A 14,331-nucleotide genomic window follows, 5' to 3' on the forward strand; every position below is an offset into this window, starting at 1 on the left:
GCCGGTTTTTTTATCTTGGTGAATGCTGGGGATGGGGAGCTGGCTTATTTGGCCAGAGACTCCGGCAGCTCTTCACGGATCTTGCCCAGCATCTCTTTCAGGACGCGCGGGTTGGCAACCACGATGTTGCCGGAGTTTTCGTAGTTGTGACCACCTACGAAGTCGGTGACGATGGCACCAGCTTCTTTGGCCAGCAGTTCACCGGCAGCGGTGTCCCAGGGTTTCAGGCCGATTTCCCAGAAACCGTCTACGCGACCGGCAGCCACATAGGCCAGATCCAGTGCGGCAGAGCCGGAGCGACGGATATCGGCACATTCGATGAACATGCTCTGGAACATCTTCAGGTAGGACTCGATGTGGTGCTTTTGTTTGTAGGGGAAACCGGTAGCCAGTACGGTGCCAGCCAGCTCTTTGGCTTTGCCGACACGGATACGGTAGCCGTTCAGCTGGGCGCCGCTACCACGGGTAGCAGTAAACAGCTCGTCACGGATGGGATCGTAAACAACGGCTTGTTCGGTTTTGCCTTTCACGCGCAGGGCGATGGAGACGGCAAAGTGCGGAATGCCTTTGACAAGGTTGGTCGTGCCATCCAGTGGGTCAATGATCCATTGGTAGTCCGGATTGGTACCGGCAATCTCACCAGACTCTTCAGCAACAATGCTGTGCTCCGGGTAAGATTTTTTGATGGTGTGAATGATGGCCGCTTCGGCTTCACGGTCAACGTTGGTCACGAAGTCATTGCTGCCTTTTTGGATAGCCTCAATGTTCTCGGGCTGGGAGAAGGCTTTTACTACAACTTGACCGGCGTTGCGCGCAGCGCGCACGGCGATATTCAGCATCGGATGCATAGGTTCACCACTGGATGTTAAAGAACGGGGGATAGAAGGACGCGGTATGATACCAGTATTTTGTGCGATGGCAACTGTTATCCCCCTACGACCAATTGATTACCACTGCCAGATTTGACGGCTCCAATATAGACCAGATCTGCGCTAGTCTTATCCCAGCAGCCGGATACAGGCTGTCATGAGCATAGGGATGTGAACCATGAATTTGTCATTAGTGAGTCAGAACGTGTCAGCGGCCAGCGAGGGACTGTTGGCCATCTTGCGGTCATCACCCGAGTATGGTGATCATTTTGCCCACATCACCGTGACCCCCCTGGCCCAGTGGCAACCGGCCAAGACGGAGGCGGCGATCCTGCTGATCGACGGCGATGCGCCCTGGCAGGATGCCGGATTTGCCCGGGGAGAGGATGAGACGATCGGTTTGCCGGTCTTGCCGCTGTTGATCCGCAAGGGAGACAAGGAGCTGACGGTCTGCGGGCCGGATGTGCGTGACCCCCGTTTCTATTTTGTCTCAAACGGCATCGTGCTGGATGAGTCGGAGCTGGCCGAGCCTGCCTGCAGCCGGGTGCTGTTGCGCAAGCTGGAGTCCTACTTCCCGCTGCTTTCCCGCCTGATCATGCTGCGCCAGCGCAAGCCGGTTGCCATGATCAACTAATATCTACCATCGCCAGAGCGCACAAGCGGCGCACCGTGGCCTTGTTTGGCCTACGGTGCGCCGCTTTTTAATGGTCTGGAGCCGGTCACTTGTTGCAAGATGATGCGGCTATGGTGTTGCACCCTGTTCCAACCGTGCAATCTGGCTATGACCAACAAGGAGTGAATCATGATCGACTTTTACACTGCCGCGACCCCCAATGGTTTCAAAGTGGCGATCGCCCTCGAAGAGCTGGGTTTGCCCTATCGGGTCATTCCCCTCGATTTGTCGGCACTGGATCAGAAGAAGCCCGAGTTTCTTGCCATCAATCCCAATGGCCGCATTCCGGCCATCGTCGATCGGGATAACGACGATTTCGCCGTATTTGAATCGGGCGCCATCCTCATTTATCTGGCGGAGAAAGCAGGCAAGTTGCTGCCCGCTGATCCCAAACGCCGCTCTCAGGCCATTCAGTGGTTGATGTTCCAGATGGGCGGGGTAGGGCCCATGATGGGACAGGCCAATGTCTTCTATCGCTACTTCCCCGAGAAGATCCCCGCCGCCATCGAACGCTACCAGAAGGAGGGGCGCCGCCTGTTCGAGGTGCTCGACAACCATCTGGCCCATCACGAATATCTGGCGGACGAGTACAGCATCGCCGATATCGCCACCTGGCCCTGGGTGCGAATTTATGACTGGAGCGGCATCTCCATCGAAGGGTTACCCCATCTGCAAGCCTGGATGGATCGGATGGCCGAGAAGCCTGCCTGCCAGAAGGGGATCACCATACCGCCGCGCAAAGAGCTGCCGGATGAGCTGATCAAGCAGGCACAACAGATGGTAACACGTTGATTTTGAACCGCAGACGGGGCGTATTGCCCCGTAATATTAGAAAAACTAAGGCAAGCCGATTATAAAGATTCGTTCGTTTTATGTGAGCTGAATCACTATGATGCTCCCATACCACCAAGCGTCCTGTGCGGTGGTCTGGCGGGCTCCCCGCCTACTGTTTCCAACACTGTTTTTGATTGCATCACAGCCTCTGTGATCAGATTCCTCTGGGCCATTTTGTGCCAGAGGGCGGCAGCATTTTTTCGATTTTTTGGGACTGATATGGATCGGCACAGTTTTTATCCGTTGTTTTTACTGACCATTCTGATGGTCGCTGTGGGCCAGATGACCCAGACCCTCTATGTCCCCTCCATTCCCATGATGGCGGGGGACTTCAATGTGGCCTCGGGCCAGCTGCAGGCGGTGATGGCCTGTTATCTGATCCCCTATGGCCTCTCCCAGTTTGTCTACGGGCCGCTGTCGGATCGCATCGGTCGTCGTCCGGTGCTGATCGTCGGCATGATGGTGTTTCTGGTGGGCACCCTGATCATTCAGGTCATCCCCCATTTCGCCGCCCTGCTGGTGGGCAGCTTTGTTCAGGGGCTGGGTACCGGTGCAGGTGGCGCCATGAGCCGTACCGTGATGCGAGATCGCTACAATGGCGCCGAGCTCAACCGCGCCAATAGTCTGGTGAGCATGGGGGTGATCTTCTCCCCGCTGCTGGCCCCGGTGCTGGGTGGCTGGCTGACCGAGCTGTTCAACTGGCGCGCCGGTTACTGGTTCCTGTTCGGTTTTGGTGCCGTAGCCACTCTGGCGATCATGGCCTGGTTTGGTGAGACGCTGCCTGCTGCTGCCCGTCAGCCACTGCGCGTCGGTGCTGCCTATCGCCATGTACTGGGCAACCCCAAGTTTCAGGGCAATCTGCTCTGCCTGATGGCGACCTTTGCGGGACTCGCGGTATTTGAAGCGGCGGCCGGTGTGCTGCTCGGCGATGTGCTGAAACTGGGCGCCCGTACCGTGAGCGTGCTGTTCGTGCTGCCGTTGCCCGGCTATCTGTTCGGTGCCTGGCTCTCTGCCAAGCTGAGCTTCCGTTTGACTCAGGGCAAACTGATGCGTCTTGGCATCGCCTTTCTGGCGCTCGGTTCTCTCATCATTCTGGTACCGGGACTGTTCGGGGTGGTGAGTGCCGCCTCGCTGGTCGGTGGTGCGGCTGTCTACTTCATTGGTAGCGGTATTCTCTACCCGACCGCCACTTCCTGTGCCATCGAGCCCTTCCCAGGTCAGGCCGGCACCGCGGGTGCCATTCTCGGCGGGATGCAGAATCTGGGGGCCGGTGTGGTGACCCTGCTGGCGGCCGGTTTCCCGATGACCGGTCAGGTGACGCTGGGGGCCATCATGACCCTGATGGTGCTGATCGTGGCGCTGAGTTTTGTCTGGCTGCGCCACCACGGCTCGCCGCACGAGCAGATGGCGATTTGATGCCTGCGCTTGCTCTCTGAAAGCCCGCCTTCTGGCGGGCTTTTTCTTTGCCAGAACCGGATGAGGTTTACCGCTCGGCCTGCTTCAAGGCGCGTTTGCCGGTTCACCTTCTGCCACCAGTTCAAGAAAGGCACGCATGGCGGGGGTGATGCTTTGCTGGCGGGTCAGAAAGGCGGTATGGCCGATATTCTCCAGTGGAGCGAGTGGCAGGCAAACGAGGTCCGAGAGTTTGCTGGCTGAGCGGGCGAGGCCGGCGCTGACGATGGCCCAGCCCAGCCGGTGGCGTACGGCGCTGACCAGATGGAACAGCGAGTCGGTCTCCAGTACCACGTTGAGCGAGGTTCCCCCCTGCTCGGCGGCGCGATCCAGATACTGACGAAATTGCATGGTGCGGCTGGGCAGCACCAACGGCTGTTGCTGCAGTTCAGCAAGCGCAATGTCGCCGCTGTGCGGGTACTGATCCGCTTCGTCACGGTTCATCAGCACCGCCATCTGGTTGACGCCTTGCGGGTAGACATGAAAGGCGCGCCGGCCAGCGCCGCCAACCGGTTCATCAAATCCCAGTCCGATATCGCACTGATGCAACTCCAACTGTGATAGCAGGGCTTCGTTGCTGAGCACCGACAGGCGAATGACGATGTCGGGATAGCGCTGCTTGCAGCGGGCGATAAACGGCATGATGTCGAGATTGGACTGGGGCACGATGCCGATACGCAGGGTGCCGGATAGCTCGCCCTGAAACAGCGCCAGCTCCTGCTTGAGCGCCTCCTGTTCCAGCAACATCCGCTCGGCATACTGGCGCACCAGCTCACCGGCCTCGGTCAGGGCGACAAACTGGCTGGTGCGTACCACCAGATCGGTGCCGACACTCTTTTCCAGCGCGGTAATGCTGGCCGAGAGGGTGGGCTGGGTGATGTGGCAGGCTTTGGCCGCTCTGGCAAAATGCCGGTGTTTGGCCAGCTCGTGAAAGTAGTGAAGTTGCTTGATGTTCATCTGGTTGTAGTGGAGGCAGTGGAACCGGCTATTGAAGAATTAATCAATTGAAAAAACATCTTTGATAGGACAACTCTATCAGGATATAGATTTATTTCATTGGTTTTGCGTCAGTCGCCTCTCTAAACTTGAATGCAGTTTGCATTTTTAGGCCAACCTGCATGCCTGCCTATTCTCCCGTCGCAACCCCCGCCAACTTGCCGTCACTGGATCATCTGGTGGAAGAGGTAGCCGTCGCCATCAACATCAATGGCATCAATCATGCGGTGATGATGGCGACCCCGGACGATCTCGACGACTTTGCTGTCGGCTTTCTGTTTGGTGAGGGGATCATCCGGCACAACCACGAAGTCCACGACATTGAGATCGCGCCAGCCGAACAGGGTATTGTGCTGGATGTGACCATCGCCAACCGCTCCCTGGCCACTCTGACCGAGCACAAGCGCCGGCTGACCGGGGTGACCGGTTGCGGCATCTGCGGCGTGGCGGCGGTGGAGCAGGCGCTGCCTGCACTGCCGGTATTGCCGCTGACGTCGCCGCTGGATGGGGCCTTGCTGGCAGGTTTGCGTGCGCAGATCACCCAGTGGCAGCTCAAGGGGCAGCAGCATGGTGCCCTGCATGCGGCGCTGGCGCTGGATGCCGAGGGGCGGATCCTGCACTGCTGGGAAGATATCGGGCGCCACAATGCCCTCGACAAGCTGATCGGCCTGCTGCTGCGTCAGCAAAGTGCGTGCGACACCCTGGTGGTGACCAGCCGTTGCGGTAGCGAGCTGGTGCAAAAAGCCGCCCGTTTCGGTGCCCGTCATCTTATCTGTCTGGCATCGCCCAGCCAGCTGGCGGTCAGGCTGGCCCTCAAATACAACCTCAACGTCGTTCATATTCCCAAGTTTGATGCCCCGGTCAGCTATTCGAGCTATCGCCCGGCGGATCCCATCGGAGAGTGCCATGAGTCATATTGAAAAGCCCGCCAAAGCCGGCGGTTTTTCGTCCCTGCAATCCACCATGAAACAGGTGCTTCGCAGCCAGAAGACCCGTCAGAACATCAAGAACCTGCTGCGGGTCAACCAGACCGACGGCTTCGATTGCCCGGGGTGTGCCTGGGGTGACAACGACCACGGCACCTTCCAGTTTTGTGAAAACGGCGCCAAGGCGGTGGCCTGGGAGTCCACCGGCAAGACGGTGGGGGCCGAGTTTTTCGCCGCCCATTCGGTGCGCCAGCTGGCCACCCAGAGCGACTACTGGCTCGAGTATCAGGGGCGGCTGACCGAGCCGATGCGCTACAATCCGACGACCGATCACTATGAGCCGGTAAGCTGGGACGATGCCTTCACCCTGATTGCCGACACTCTCAAGGGGCTGAATAGCCCGGACGAGGTGGAGTTTTACACCTCGGGGCGTGCCAGCAACGAAGCTTCCTACCTCTATCAGCTGTTTGGTCGCCTGTTTGGCACCAACAACTTCCCCGACTGCTCCAACATGTGCCACGAGGCGAGCGGGGTAGCGCTGATCCAGTCGGTCGGCATCGGCAAGGGGACAGTGGTGCTGGATGACTTCGACCAGGCCGATGCAGTGTTCGTCTATGGCCAGAATCCGGGTACCAACCACCCGCGCATGATGAATGCCCTGCGTCAGGCGGCGCGTGGCGGCTGCAAGATCGTCAGCTTCAACAACTTGAAAGAGGTGGCTCTCGAGCGCTTCGCCAGCCCGCAGAGCCCGCTCGAGCTGCTGACCCCGGCGGCCACCACCATCAGCCACCAGTACCTGACGCCGAAACTGGGTGGCGACATGGCCGCCATCCGCGGCATGGCCAAGTACATTTTGGAAGAGGCGCCAGAGGCGGTAGATCGGGACTTTATCGCTCGCCATACCCGCCACTTTGCCGAGTATGAGGCGCAGGTGCGTGCCACCGACTGGGCGGCGATCGAGCAGCAATCCGGCCTGACCCGCGCAGACATCGTGCAGGCCGCCCGGGTCTTTGCCGCCAGCCAGCGCATCATCAGCTGCTGGGCCATGGGGGTGACCCAGCATCTGCATTCGGTCGATACCATCCGTGAAATCGTCAACCTGCACCTGATGCGCGGCCAGATTGGCAAGCCGGGGGCGGGGCTCTGCCCGGTACGGGGTCACAGCAACGTGCAGGGCAACCGCACCATGGGTATCAACGAAAAGCCGACCGCCGCCTTTATCGACCGGCTCGAGCGTCACCTGCAGGTGAGCCTGCCGCGGGCCCGTGGCCACAATGTGTACGAAGCGCTCAAGGCGCTGGACGAGGGTAAGAGCAAGGTGCTTATTTGCCTGGGTGGTAACCTGGCGGCAGCTGCGCCCGATACCGACTTCACCTACGGGGCGATGAAAAAGGCCGAGCTCAACGTGCAGATCAGCACCAAGCTCAACCGCAGCCATCTGCAGGTGGGCAAGGCGGCGCTGATCCTGCCCTGTCTCGGTCGCACCGAGCTCGACATCCAGCGCACTGGCAACCAGAAGATCACGGTGGAGGACACCTTCAGCATGGTGCACGCTTCGACCGGTGCGGCCGAGCCGGTGTCGCCCCTTTGCCTCTCCGAGACCGACATAGTGGCGCGGATGGCTCACGCTACCGTGGGCAGCGAGCGGGTCGACTGGCTGGCCCTGCGCGATGACTATGCTCGTATTCGCGATCTTATCGAGCAGACCATCGCCGGCTTTGCCGATTTCAATGCCCGTATCCAGCAGCCGTGCGGTTTTCATCTCGATAACTCCGCGGCGCTATTGACTTGGAATACCGCCAGCGGTAGCGCCGAGTTCCGTGCCAGCACCCTGCCGCAATCAGTGTTGCCGGAGTGTACCCGCCATGCCGAACAGATGGCGGATCAGCCGGTACTGCTGCTGCAGAGCCTGCGCTCTCACGATCAGTACAACACTACCATCTACGGCATGGATGACCGCTATCGCGGCATCAAGGGCCAGCGCAACGTGGTGTTCATGAACGAGGCGGATGCTCGCCAGCTTGGCTTTGTCGAAGGAGATCGGGTCGACATGGCGGCCATCTGCAACGATGGGCACGAGCGCTGCGTGACCGGCTTTGTGGTGGTGATCTACGAGATCCCGCGTGGCAACATCGCGGCCTACTATCCGGAAACCAATCCGCTGGTGCCCATCGATAGTATCGGCGCCGGCTCGTTTACCCCCACCTCCAAGTCCATCCCGGTGCTGGTGACAGCCTCCCGCCAGCCGGAGAACCTGTTGCTGGTCAAATAAACGGACTAACGCGGCTGGCTGCGCTCACCGTCTGCACTTTGAATGCCGTGATGCCCCGGATGAACTGTTCATCCGGGGCATTTTTCTGGTGTGCGGGGCAGGGGGGGGGTGTGTGGACAGGCAGGAAAAGAAAAAGCCCGTCACATCAGTGACGGGCTTTTTGCAGTTGGAACCCCGGAGATGCCGTTGCCGGTTTGGGCCCTTGAACCGTCGGTTCAAGGCGGGGATCGGATCTGACCGCAGGCTTCTCGGTCGTGCCGAGCATGCGCAATAGCCAGAAGGCAGATCCCCTGTTTGGTATGAATATCGGCTCGGGGACTTGAACCGGCTGACAAACATCCCAGGGAATTTTAAAACGGTTTGCGATTAGGGCTGTTGCCCCTCTTCGCTGGAATCACCATATTGTCCGTGCTCGATCAGGGCCGCTTCGATGGTGCGCTGCAGCATCTTGATCCGCTTGTCCATGGTCTCAGAGTATTGGTGGTTCTTCTCTTTTTCAAGGCAGAGCTCATGACAGAAATTAAGCGCCGCCATGATAGCCAATTGCTCGTTGCTGGAGACTTTGGAGCGTTGACGTAGGTCGATCAACTTGTCGGTCAGCTGCTCGGCGGCCTGGCGCAGGGCATCCTGCTGTCCCAAGGGACAGGATACCTTGTAGGGACGTCCCAAAATGACGATTTCTACGGCCTCTGTGCTCATGCCTTCCTCAATACGGCGGAGCTGATTTCCGCCTTTATCCACGTGGACAACTGGGCGGGACTATATAGCGCAGATGCATAAGTTTCAAGGCCTTGCTGGCTCTGCGAGAGGGAGAATGCTAGGATCCTGACCATTAATTCTGCAAATTTGACTGAACTTTGAGCGGATCCTCGATGAGCAAAACGAACCCCCTTAAATATGCGGCAGTGGCCGACATCATGGAACAACATGAGCTGATGGCCAGCGCAGTAGAGGCCCATGGTGTGATCTGCGGTCTGGTGTGCGGCGGTGTGGCACTGGACGACAAGAGTTGGGTGCCCCATTTCAACGATCTGGTGAACGACGGTTTCGGCCTGCCGGCCCCGGTGCGCCAGGTGATGACCGATCTTTATCACAATGTGGTCGAGAGCTTGATGGCCCAGAAGGGCGTCGAGCTGCTGCTGCCAAGTGATGATGCTCCCCTCGACGAGCGCATCGATTCGCTGGTGGACTGGTCACAGGCATTTCTGGCCGGTTTCGGCGTGGTGCAACAGGAGCTCTCTCGCGCGTCGGAAGAGCTGCAGGAGATGATCCAGGATATCGCCAGCATCACTCAGGTCTCCGCCGAGTTCGATCAGGAAGATGACGAGAACGAAGCCTCTTTCCTGGTGCTCTACGAACACGTCAAACTGGGTGTCATGATGGCCTTCGAAGAGTTTGGCAAGCGCCCCGATACCCCGAGCGCGCCGCCGACCCTTCATTGAGGTGCGGGTCAACGCGACCCTTACTGAATCTGCAAGAGCGCCTGATGGCGCTCTTTTTTATTCCCTTGTGGTGGCTAACCCTGTGAGGCACAACCGGTTTTTTGCCGGTGACCTCGCATTCGGCCAGCGGCTTTGTGATAGCATGAGGTCACCTTTTTCACTTCTTCCTCTCTGCTTATGTCTCAATCTGATGTGCGACAGGTCGATGTCACCTTGGTCGGCGGTGGAATGAGCGGCGCCGTGCTGGCCCTCTCGCTGGCAGCCCTGCTTCGATCCGATGGCTCCCCCCTCGAGATCCTGCTGCTGGAGGCAAGCGTCCCCGAACAGCACACCCATTCAGGGTTCGACGCCCGCGCCATTGCGCTCTCGGCCGGTACCTGTGATGCGCTGTTGCGACGCGGACTCTGGCCGCTGTTTGCCCCCCATTGCGCCCCCATTACCCAGATTCATGTCTCGGATCGGGGCCACTTCGGTCAGGCTCGCCTGTCGGCTGCCGAATACGGTCTGCCCGCGCTGGGCCAAGTGATCGAGCTTGCAGCTGCCGGTCATGAGTTGCAACGGGCGATGGCGGCCTCTCCCAATATCCGGGTCTGCTGTCCGGCCCGGGTGAGCGAGATTGCGCCCGATGAGGAGAAGGTGACCCTCACCCTCGAGAGTGGTGAACAGATTGAGACCCGCTTGCTGGTGGCCGCCGACGGGGGCAACTCCTTTGTGCGTCAGCACTTCAAGTTGCCGGTGACCCGCCACGACTTTGAGCAGCACGCCATCATCGCCACGGTCAAAACGGCGCAAGATCCTGCAGGACGCGCCTTCGAGCGCTTTACCGAAGGGGGGCCGCTTGCCCTGTTGCCTATGCAGGAGGGGCTCTCCTCGCTGGTATGGAGCGTCGGGCAGCATGAGGTGGATGAGCTGATGGCCCTCGATGAGGCGGCGTTTCTTGCCCGTCTGCAGCAGGCCTTTGGCTGGCGGCTTGGTCGCTTCGAGCGATGCGGCGTGCGTAACGTCTATCCGCTCATTCTGACCGCCTGCGACTACCCGCTGGCCCAGCGCACCGTGCTGGTGGGCAATGCCGCCCACGCGCTGCACCCTATCGCCGGACAGGGCTTTAACCTCGGGATGCGGGATCTCGACCTGCTTACCGGCGCCGTAGCCAAAGCGTTGGCAGAGGGGGAGGATATCGGCAGCTTCAAGGTGCTGAGTGGCTACTGGCAGCAGCGTCAGCGCGATCAGGAGCAGACCGTCTGGCTCACCTCCTCGCTGGCCCAGCTCTTCTCCAATGGTCACGATCCGCTGGTGGCAGGGCGCAATCTGACGCTCACCCTGATGGGGCGATTCCCGTGCCTCAAGGCACCGCTCGCCTCGCGCACCCTGGGCTTTGTCGCCGATGTGTGCGGCAACTAACCAGCGCGTGTTGAGCGGAACATGTCGACCGGAAGATGGTGACCGCCATTCGTTGATCAAAACGTATTGAATAAAGAGGCGATGCCTGCGGGCGTCCCCTCGCTGGCCAGCCGGTCAGCCCTGAAAGGATGAGATGATGCAGATGCAAAATGTGGATGTGGTGATTGTCGGTGGCGGCATGGTGGGGCTGGGGCTCGCTGCGGCCCTGAAACATAGCGCCCTCAAGGTGCTGGTGGTGGAGGGGCAATTGCCCGACCCGCAGCTGGGGGAGGTGGCCGACAACCGGGTCAGCGCCCTGAGCCTGGCTAGCCAACAGATCCTGCGCCATGTTGGTGCCTGGGACGGCATCGAAGCGCGCCGCCTGCAGGCCTACGACAAGATGGCGGTGTGGGAGCAGGACAGTTTCGGCCATATCGACTTCGATGCCGCCAGCCTGCGTCAGGCCAACCTCGGCCATATCGTCGAGAATCGGGTGATCCAGTTGGCGCTGCTTGAGGCGATTCTTGCTGACGGGACACGGGGTGCCAGCAATATCCAGTTGCAGACCCCCGCCAGAGCCAAGAGCCTGCAGAGCGGCCCGGCTGGCGCCCTGCTGCTCCTTGAAGATGGTCAGGCCATCTCGACCAAACTGGTGGTAGCTGCCGATGGTGCCCACTCCTGGGTGCGCCGTCAGGCCGATATTCCGCTCACCAGTTGGGATTACGGTCACCACGCATTGGTGGCGACGGTGCGCTGTGCCGAGCCCCACGAGGCGGTGGCACGTCAGATCTTCACCCCGGATGGCCCGCTCGCCTTTTTGCCGCTGTGGCAAGAGAACCTCTGCTCCATCGTCTGGTCGCTGCCCGCTGCCCGCGCCGAGGCGCTCTGTGCTTGCGATGACGAGCAGTTCAATCGCCAGCTCACCACCGCCTTCGATGCCCGGCTCGGTCTGTGCAAGGTGGAGGGGGCGCGCAGCGCGATTCCTCTTACCGCCCGCTATGCCCGCGATTTTGCTCGCGAGCGGTTGGTGCTGGTGGGAGATGCTGCCCACACCATCCACCCGCTGGCGGGGCAGGGGGTCAACCTTGGCCTGCTGGATGCTGCCGCGCTGGCGGAGCAGATCTTGCAAAATCATGCCGCGGGCGAGGATATCGGCCTGCTCGCCAACCTGCGCAGTTACGAGCGCTGGCGCAAGAGCGAGGCGGCTCGCATGCTGGCGGCGATGGAAGGGCTCAAGCGGTTGTTCAGCGGGGCCAACCCGCTCAAGAAGCTGGTGCGGGGCGTGGGATTGCGCGCGGCCAATCTGCTGACGCCCTTCAAGGAGGGGGTGATCCGCGCTGCCATGGGGCTGGAGGGAGAGTTGCCCGCATTGGCCCGTCCTGACTGGGTCGTTGCGGCGACCAAGGGCAGTGCCATGCAGGCCAAGGGTGAAAAAAACTAATATTACTCGCCGTTTTTGACAACAAAAGTAATCCGACAAGGCTGATGACCCGTTTTGGGTGTCAGCCTTTAATTTTGCTCTGGAGCGAAACGTTTTTCTGCAAATTGTGACGAAACGGTAAAAATCAAAATTTAATCTCGCCTGAGTCGGCTTATGGCTGTTTTTATCACTGCATTTATCTTAGTGTCTGGAGTCAGTTTTACGGGAGGGGATTAGTTTTTTTTGAGCGGCACGCTCGCCTGCTTGTCATATAATCCGCTCCGTTCAAGGAATCCCTCTTGCCTGGCAAGGGCAGGAGCGAGCACACACTTTTGGATCCGCTCGCTTTTTGCTGTAGGTATTGCAGTCAGAGCGGTGGCGCGGGTCGCAAGGGTGGTCGCCAAAGCGAAAAGGCTTTTTGCTAAGGAAAGAATGCGATGATCCAGACTACTGTACTGCATCCCAAACACCTGGAAGCCGGCGCCAAGATGGTGGACTTCCACGGTTGGGAAATGCCCATCAACTACGGCTCCCAGCTGGAAGAGCACCACGCGGTGCGCAGCGATGCCGGTATGTTCGATGTCTCCCACATGACCATCGTCGATTTGACCGGCGAACGGGTCAAAGCCTTTCTGCAACACCTGCTGGCCAACGACGTGGCCAAACTCACTGCCCCCGGCAAGGCCCTCTACAGCGGCATGCTCAATCCGGAAGGCGGCGTGATCGATGACCTCATCACCTATTACCTGACCGATACCTTCTACCGGCTGGTGGTCAATTCCGCTACCCGCGAGAAGGATCTGGCCTGGATCCGCCATCACGCCATCGATTTCGATATCACAGTGACCGAGCGTCCCGAGCTTGCGATGATTGCGGTGCAAGGCCCCAACGCCAAGGTCAAGGCTGCTGCTGTGCTGAGCGCCGCTCAGCGTACCGCCGTGGTGGGGATGAAACCCTTCTTCGGCGTGCAGGCAGGCGATCTCTTTATCGCCACTACCGGTTACACCGGCGAAGATGGTTATGAAATCGTGGTGCCGCAAGAGAAAGCCTGCGAGCTGTGGCAGGCACTGCTGGATAACGGCGTCGCCCCGTGCGGCCTAGGTGCCCGCGATACCCTGCGCCTCGAAGCAGGGATGAACCTCTACGGTCAGGATATGGACGAGTCAGTCTCTCCACTCGCTGCCAATATGGCCTGGACCATCGCCTGGGAGCCGAGCGATCGCAACTTCATCGGCCGCGACGTGCTGGAAGCGCAGAAAGCGGCGGGTAACCAGCCCAAGCTGGTGGGGCTGGTGATGGAAGAGAAAGGGGTGCTGCGTGCCGGTATGCCCGTTACCTTCACCGCGGCAAACGGTGAGAAGCGGGAAGGTGTGATCACCTCCGGCTCTTTCTCCCCCACCCTGGGCTACAGTATTGCCCTGGCGCGGGTGCCCCGCGATATCGGTGAGCTGGCCGAGGTGGAGATCCGCAAGAAGCTGGTCACCGTGAAGGTCACCAAGCCTGCTTTCGTCCGTAACGGCCAGAAGCTGGTTTAATACCGTCTTGGGGGAGGGCAGTGCCTCCCCCATCCCTTTTCATATTCGTTTTTAAACGCGACTCAAAGATCAAAGGAAGCACAAATGAGCCATATCCCGAGCGAACTGAAATATGCCACTTCCCACGAGTGGATCCGTGTTGAAGCCAACGGCGAGGCCGTGGTCGGTATCACCGAACACGCCCAGGAGCTGCTGGGTGACATGGTGTTTGTCGAGCTGCCGGAAGTGGGTAAGCAGGTCAGTGCCGGTGACGACTGCGCCGTGGCCGAGTCGGTCAAGGCGGCCTCCGACATCTACAGCCCGGTGAGTGGCGAGATCATTGCCGTCAACGAAGAGCTGGAAGGGAGCCCCGAGCTGGTCAACTCCGACCCCTACAGCGCTGGCTGGCTGTTCCGCATCAAGCTCGATGACGAGAGCGAGCTGGCCAACCTGCTGGATGCCGAAGGCTACCAGAACGTGGTGGACGAAGAGTAATGCCCCCGGGCCCTGCCAACACAGCAGGGCCCCTTTGTATGACCGCCAGCCGGGCAAG

Annotated in this window: 14 protein-coding genes and 1 other RNA gene; 10 read left to right on the plus strand and 5 right to left on the minus strand. The window is 59.8% G+C overall.

The genetic code is table 11. The features are described 5' to 3' along the window. Positions 1–44: 44 nt before the first annotated feature. Positions 45–848, minus strand: coding sequence for an inositol-1-monophosphatase (suhB, locus tag AB5Y83_RS02175; protein ID WP_005352992.1), 804 nt, complete (start codon positions 846–848; stop codon positions 45–47). A gap of 199 nt (positions 849–1,047) precedes the next feature. Here suhB and AB5Y83_RS02180 point away from each other — a divergent pair, with 199 nt between their 5' ends. From AB5Y83_RS02180 to emrD, 3 genes are all read left to right on the plus strand, one after another. Then, a complete protein-coding gene (locus AB5Y83_RS02180; protein WP_064342011.1) occupies positions 1,048–1,503 on the plus strand; it encodes a hypothetical protein in 456 nt (151 codons plus the stop codon). Positions 1,504–1,671: 168 nt separating this feature from the next. Then, a complete protein-coding gene (locus tag AB5Y83_RS02185) occupies positions 1,672–2,334 on the plus strand; it encodes a glutathione S-transferase family protein (protein ID WP_021230873.1) in 663 nt (220 codons plus the stop codon). A 261-nt stretch (positions 2,335–2,595) separates the two neighbouring features. Continuing rightward, positions 2,596–3,792: a multidrug efflux MFS transporter EmrD gene (emrD, locus tag AB5Y83_RS02190; protein WP_021230874.1), complete on the plus strand. Its 1,197-nt coding sequence runs from the start codon at positions 2,596–2,598 to the stop codon at positions 3,790–3,792. A gap of 84 nt (positions 3,793–3,876) precedes the next feature. Here the strand turns inward: emrD and AB5Y83_RS02195 are convergent, their stop codons facing one another. Further along, on the minus strand, positions 3,877–4,785 hold the full coding sequence (locus AB5Y83_RS02195) for a LysR family transcriptional regulator (protein ID WP_368174623.1): 909 nt from the start codon (positions 4,783–4,785) through the stop codon (positions 3,877–3,879). Positions 4,786–4,946: 161 nt separating this feature from the next. Here AB5Y83_RS02195 and fdhD point away from each other — a divergent pair, with 161 nt between their 5' ends. After that, on the plus strand, positions 4,947–5,744 hold the full coding sequence (fdhD, locus tag AB5Y83_RS02200; RefSeq protein ID WP_368174624.1) for a formate dehydrogenase accessory sulfurtransferase FdhD: 798 nt from the start codon (positions 4,947–4,949) through the stop codon (positions 5,742–5,744). Next, complete coding sequence (locus AB5Y83_RS02205) at positions 5,731–8,022, plus strand: FdhF/YdeP family oxidoreductase (protein ID WP_368174625.1); 2,292 nt, start codon at positions 5,731–5,733, stop codon at positions 8,020–8,022. The genes fdhD and AB5Y83_RS02205 overlap by 14 nt, the downstream gene beginning before the upstream one ends. 167 nt (positions 8,023–8,189) lie before the next feature. Here the strand turns inward: AB5Y83_RS02205 and ssrS are convergent. Together ssrS and zapA are read right to left on the minus strand one after the other, a co-directional pair. Continuing rightward, positions 8,190–8,372, minus strand: a non-coding RNA gene (ssrS, locus tag AB5Y83_RS02210) — 6S RNA. A gap of 16 nt (positions 8,373–8,388) precedes the next feature. Beyond that, complete coding sequence (gene zapA / locus AB5Y83_RS02215) at positions 8,389–8,721, minus strand: cell division protein ZapA (RefSeq protein WP_005333910.1); 333 nt, start codon at positions 8,719–8,721, stop codon at positions 8,389–8,391. A 173-nt stretch (positions 8,722–8,894) separates the two neighbouring features. Here zapA and AB5Y83_RS02220 point away from each other — a divergent pair, with 173 nt between their 5' ends. The 3 genes from AB5Y83_RS02220 (at position 8,895) to AB5Y83_RS02230 (ending at position 12,285) form a co-directional block, all read left to right on the plus strand. Then, positions 8,895–9,464, plus strand: coding sequence for a UPF0149 family protein (locus AB5Y83_RS02220; RefSeq protein ID WP_005346580.1), 570 nt, complete (start codon positions 8,895–8,897; stop codon positions 9,462–9,464). Positions 9,465–9,641: 177 nt separating this feature from the next. Further along, a complete protein-coding gene (gene ubiH / locus AB5Y83_RS02225) occupies positions 9,642–10,865 on the plus strand; it encodes a 2-octaprenyl-6-methoxyphenyl hydroxylase (protein WP_368174626.1) in 1,224 nt (407 codons plus the stop codon). A gap of 136 nt (positions 10,866–11,001) precedes the next feature. Then, positions 11,002–12,285 carry an FAD-dependent 2-octaprenylphenol hydroxylase gene (locus AB5Y83_RS02230; protein WP_201941614.1) on the plus strand — a complete coding sequence of 428 codons (1,284 nt, stop codon included), beginning with the start codon at positions 11,002–11,004 and terminating at the stop codon, positions 12,283–12,285. A gap of 212 nt (positions 12,286–12,497) precedes the next feature. On the opposite strand, the gene AB5Y83_RS02235 is transcribed toward AB5Y83_RS02230, so the two are convergent. After that, positions 12,498–12,725: a hypothetical protein gene (locus AB5Y83_RS02235; RefSeq protein WP_368174627.1), complete on the minus strand. Its 228-nt coding sequence runs from the start codon at positions 12,723–12,725 to the stop codon at positions 12,498–12,500. Here AB5Y83_RS02235 and gcvT point away from each other — a divergent pair. After that, positions 12,702–13,799: a glycine cleavage system aminomethyltransferase GcvT gene (gene gcvT, locus AB5Y83_RS02240; RefSeq protein ID WP_005346577.1), complete on the plus strand. Its 1,098-nt coding sequence runs from the start codon at positions 12,702–12,704 to the stop codon at positions 13,797–13,799. The genes AB5Y83_RS02235 and gcvT overlap by 24 nt on opposite strands. An 84-nt stretch (positions 13,800–13,883) precedes the next feature. Next, positions 13,884–14,273, plus strand: a complete 390-nt coding sequence (gene gcvH, locus AB5Y83_RS02245) for a glycine cleavage system protein GcvH (protein WP_005333898.1) — start codon at positions 13,884–13,886, stop codon at positions 14,271–14,273. Positions 14,274–14,331 lie beyond the last annotated feature (58 nt).

The sequence above is a fragment of the Aeromonas sp. R5-4 genome (genome assembly GCF_040908215.1).
Lineage (GTDB): Bacteria > Pseudomonadota > Gammaproteobacteria > Enterobacterales > Aeromonadaceae > Aeromonas > Aeromonas veronii.

Coding starts and splice junctions, on each gene's coding strand:
- suhB (WP_005352992.1), bottom strand. CDS start 848: ATGCATCCGATGCTGAATATCGCCGTGCGCGCTGCGCGCAACGCCGGT.
- AB5Y83_RS02195 (WP_368174623.1), bottom strand. CDS start 4,785: ATGAACATCAAGCAACTTCACTACTTTCACGAGCTGGCCAAACACCGG.
- gcvT (WP_005346577.1), top strand. CDS start 12,702: ATGATCCAGACTACTGTACTGCATCCCAAACACCTGGAAGCCGGCGCC.
- emrD (WP_021230874.1), top strand. CDS start 2,596: ATGGATCGGCACAGTTTTTATCCGTTGTTTTTACTGACCATTCTGATG.
- zapA (WP_005333910.1), bottom strand. CDS start 8,721: ATGAGCACAGAGGCCGTAGAAATCGTCATTTTGGGACGTCCCTACAAG.
- fdhD (WP_368174624.1), top strand. CDS start 4,947: ATGCCTGCCTATTCTCCCGTCGCAACCCCCGCCAACTTGCCGTCACTG.
- AB5Y83_RS02180 (WP_064342011.1), top strand. CDS start 1,048: ATGAATTTGTCATTAGTGAGTCAGAACGTGTCAGCGGCCAGCGAGGGA.
- AB5Y83_RS02220 (WP_005346580.1), top strand. CDS start 8,895: ATGAGCAAAACGAACCCCCTTAAATATGCGGCAGTGGCCGACATCATG.
- ubiH (WP_368174626.1), top strand. CDS start 9,642: ATGTCTCAATCTGATGTGCGACAGGTCGATGTCACCTTGGTCGGCGGT.
- AB5Y83_RS02185 (WP_021230873.1), top strand. CDS start 1,672: ATGATCGACTTTTACACTGCCGCGACCCCCAATGGTTTCAAAGTGGCG.
- AB5Y83_RS02205 (WP_368174625.1), top strand. CDS start 5,731: ATGAGTCATATTGAAAAGCCCGCCAAAGCCGGCGGTTTTTCGTCCCTG.
- AB5Y83_RS02235 (WP_368174627.1), bottom strand. CDS start 12,725: ATGCAGTACAGTAGTCTGGATCATCGCATTCTTTCCTTAGCAAAAAGC.
- gcvH (WP_005333898.1), top strand. CDS start 13,884: ATGAGCCATATCCCGAGCGAACTGAAATATGCCACTTCCCACGAGTGG.
- AB5Y83_RS02230 (WP_201941614.1), top strand. CDS start 11,002: ATGCAGATGCAAAATGTGGATGTGGTGATTGTCGGTGGCGGCATGGTG.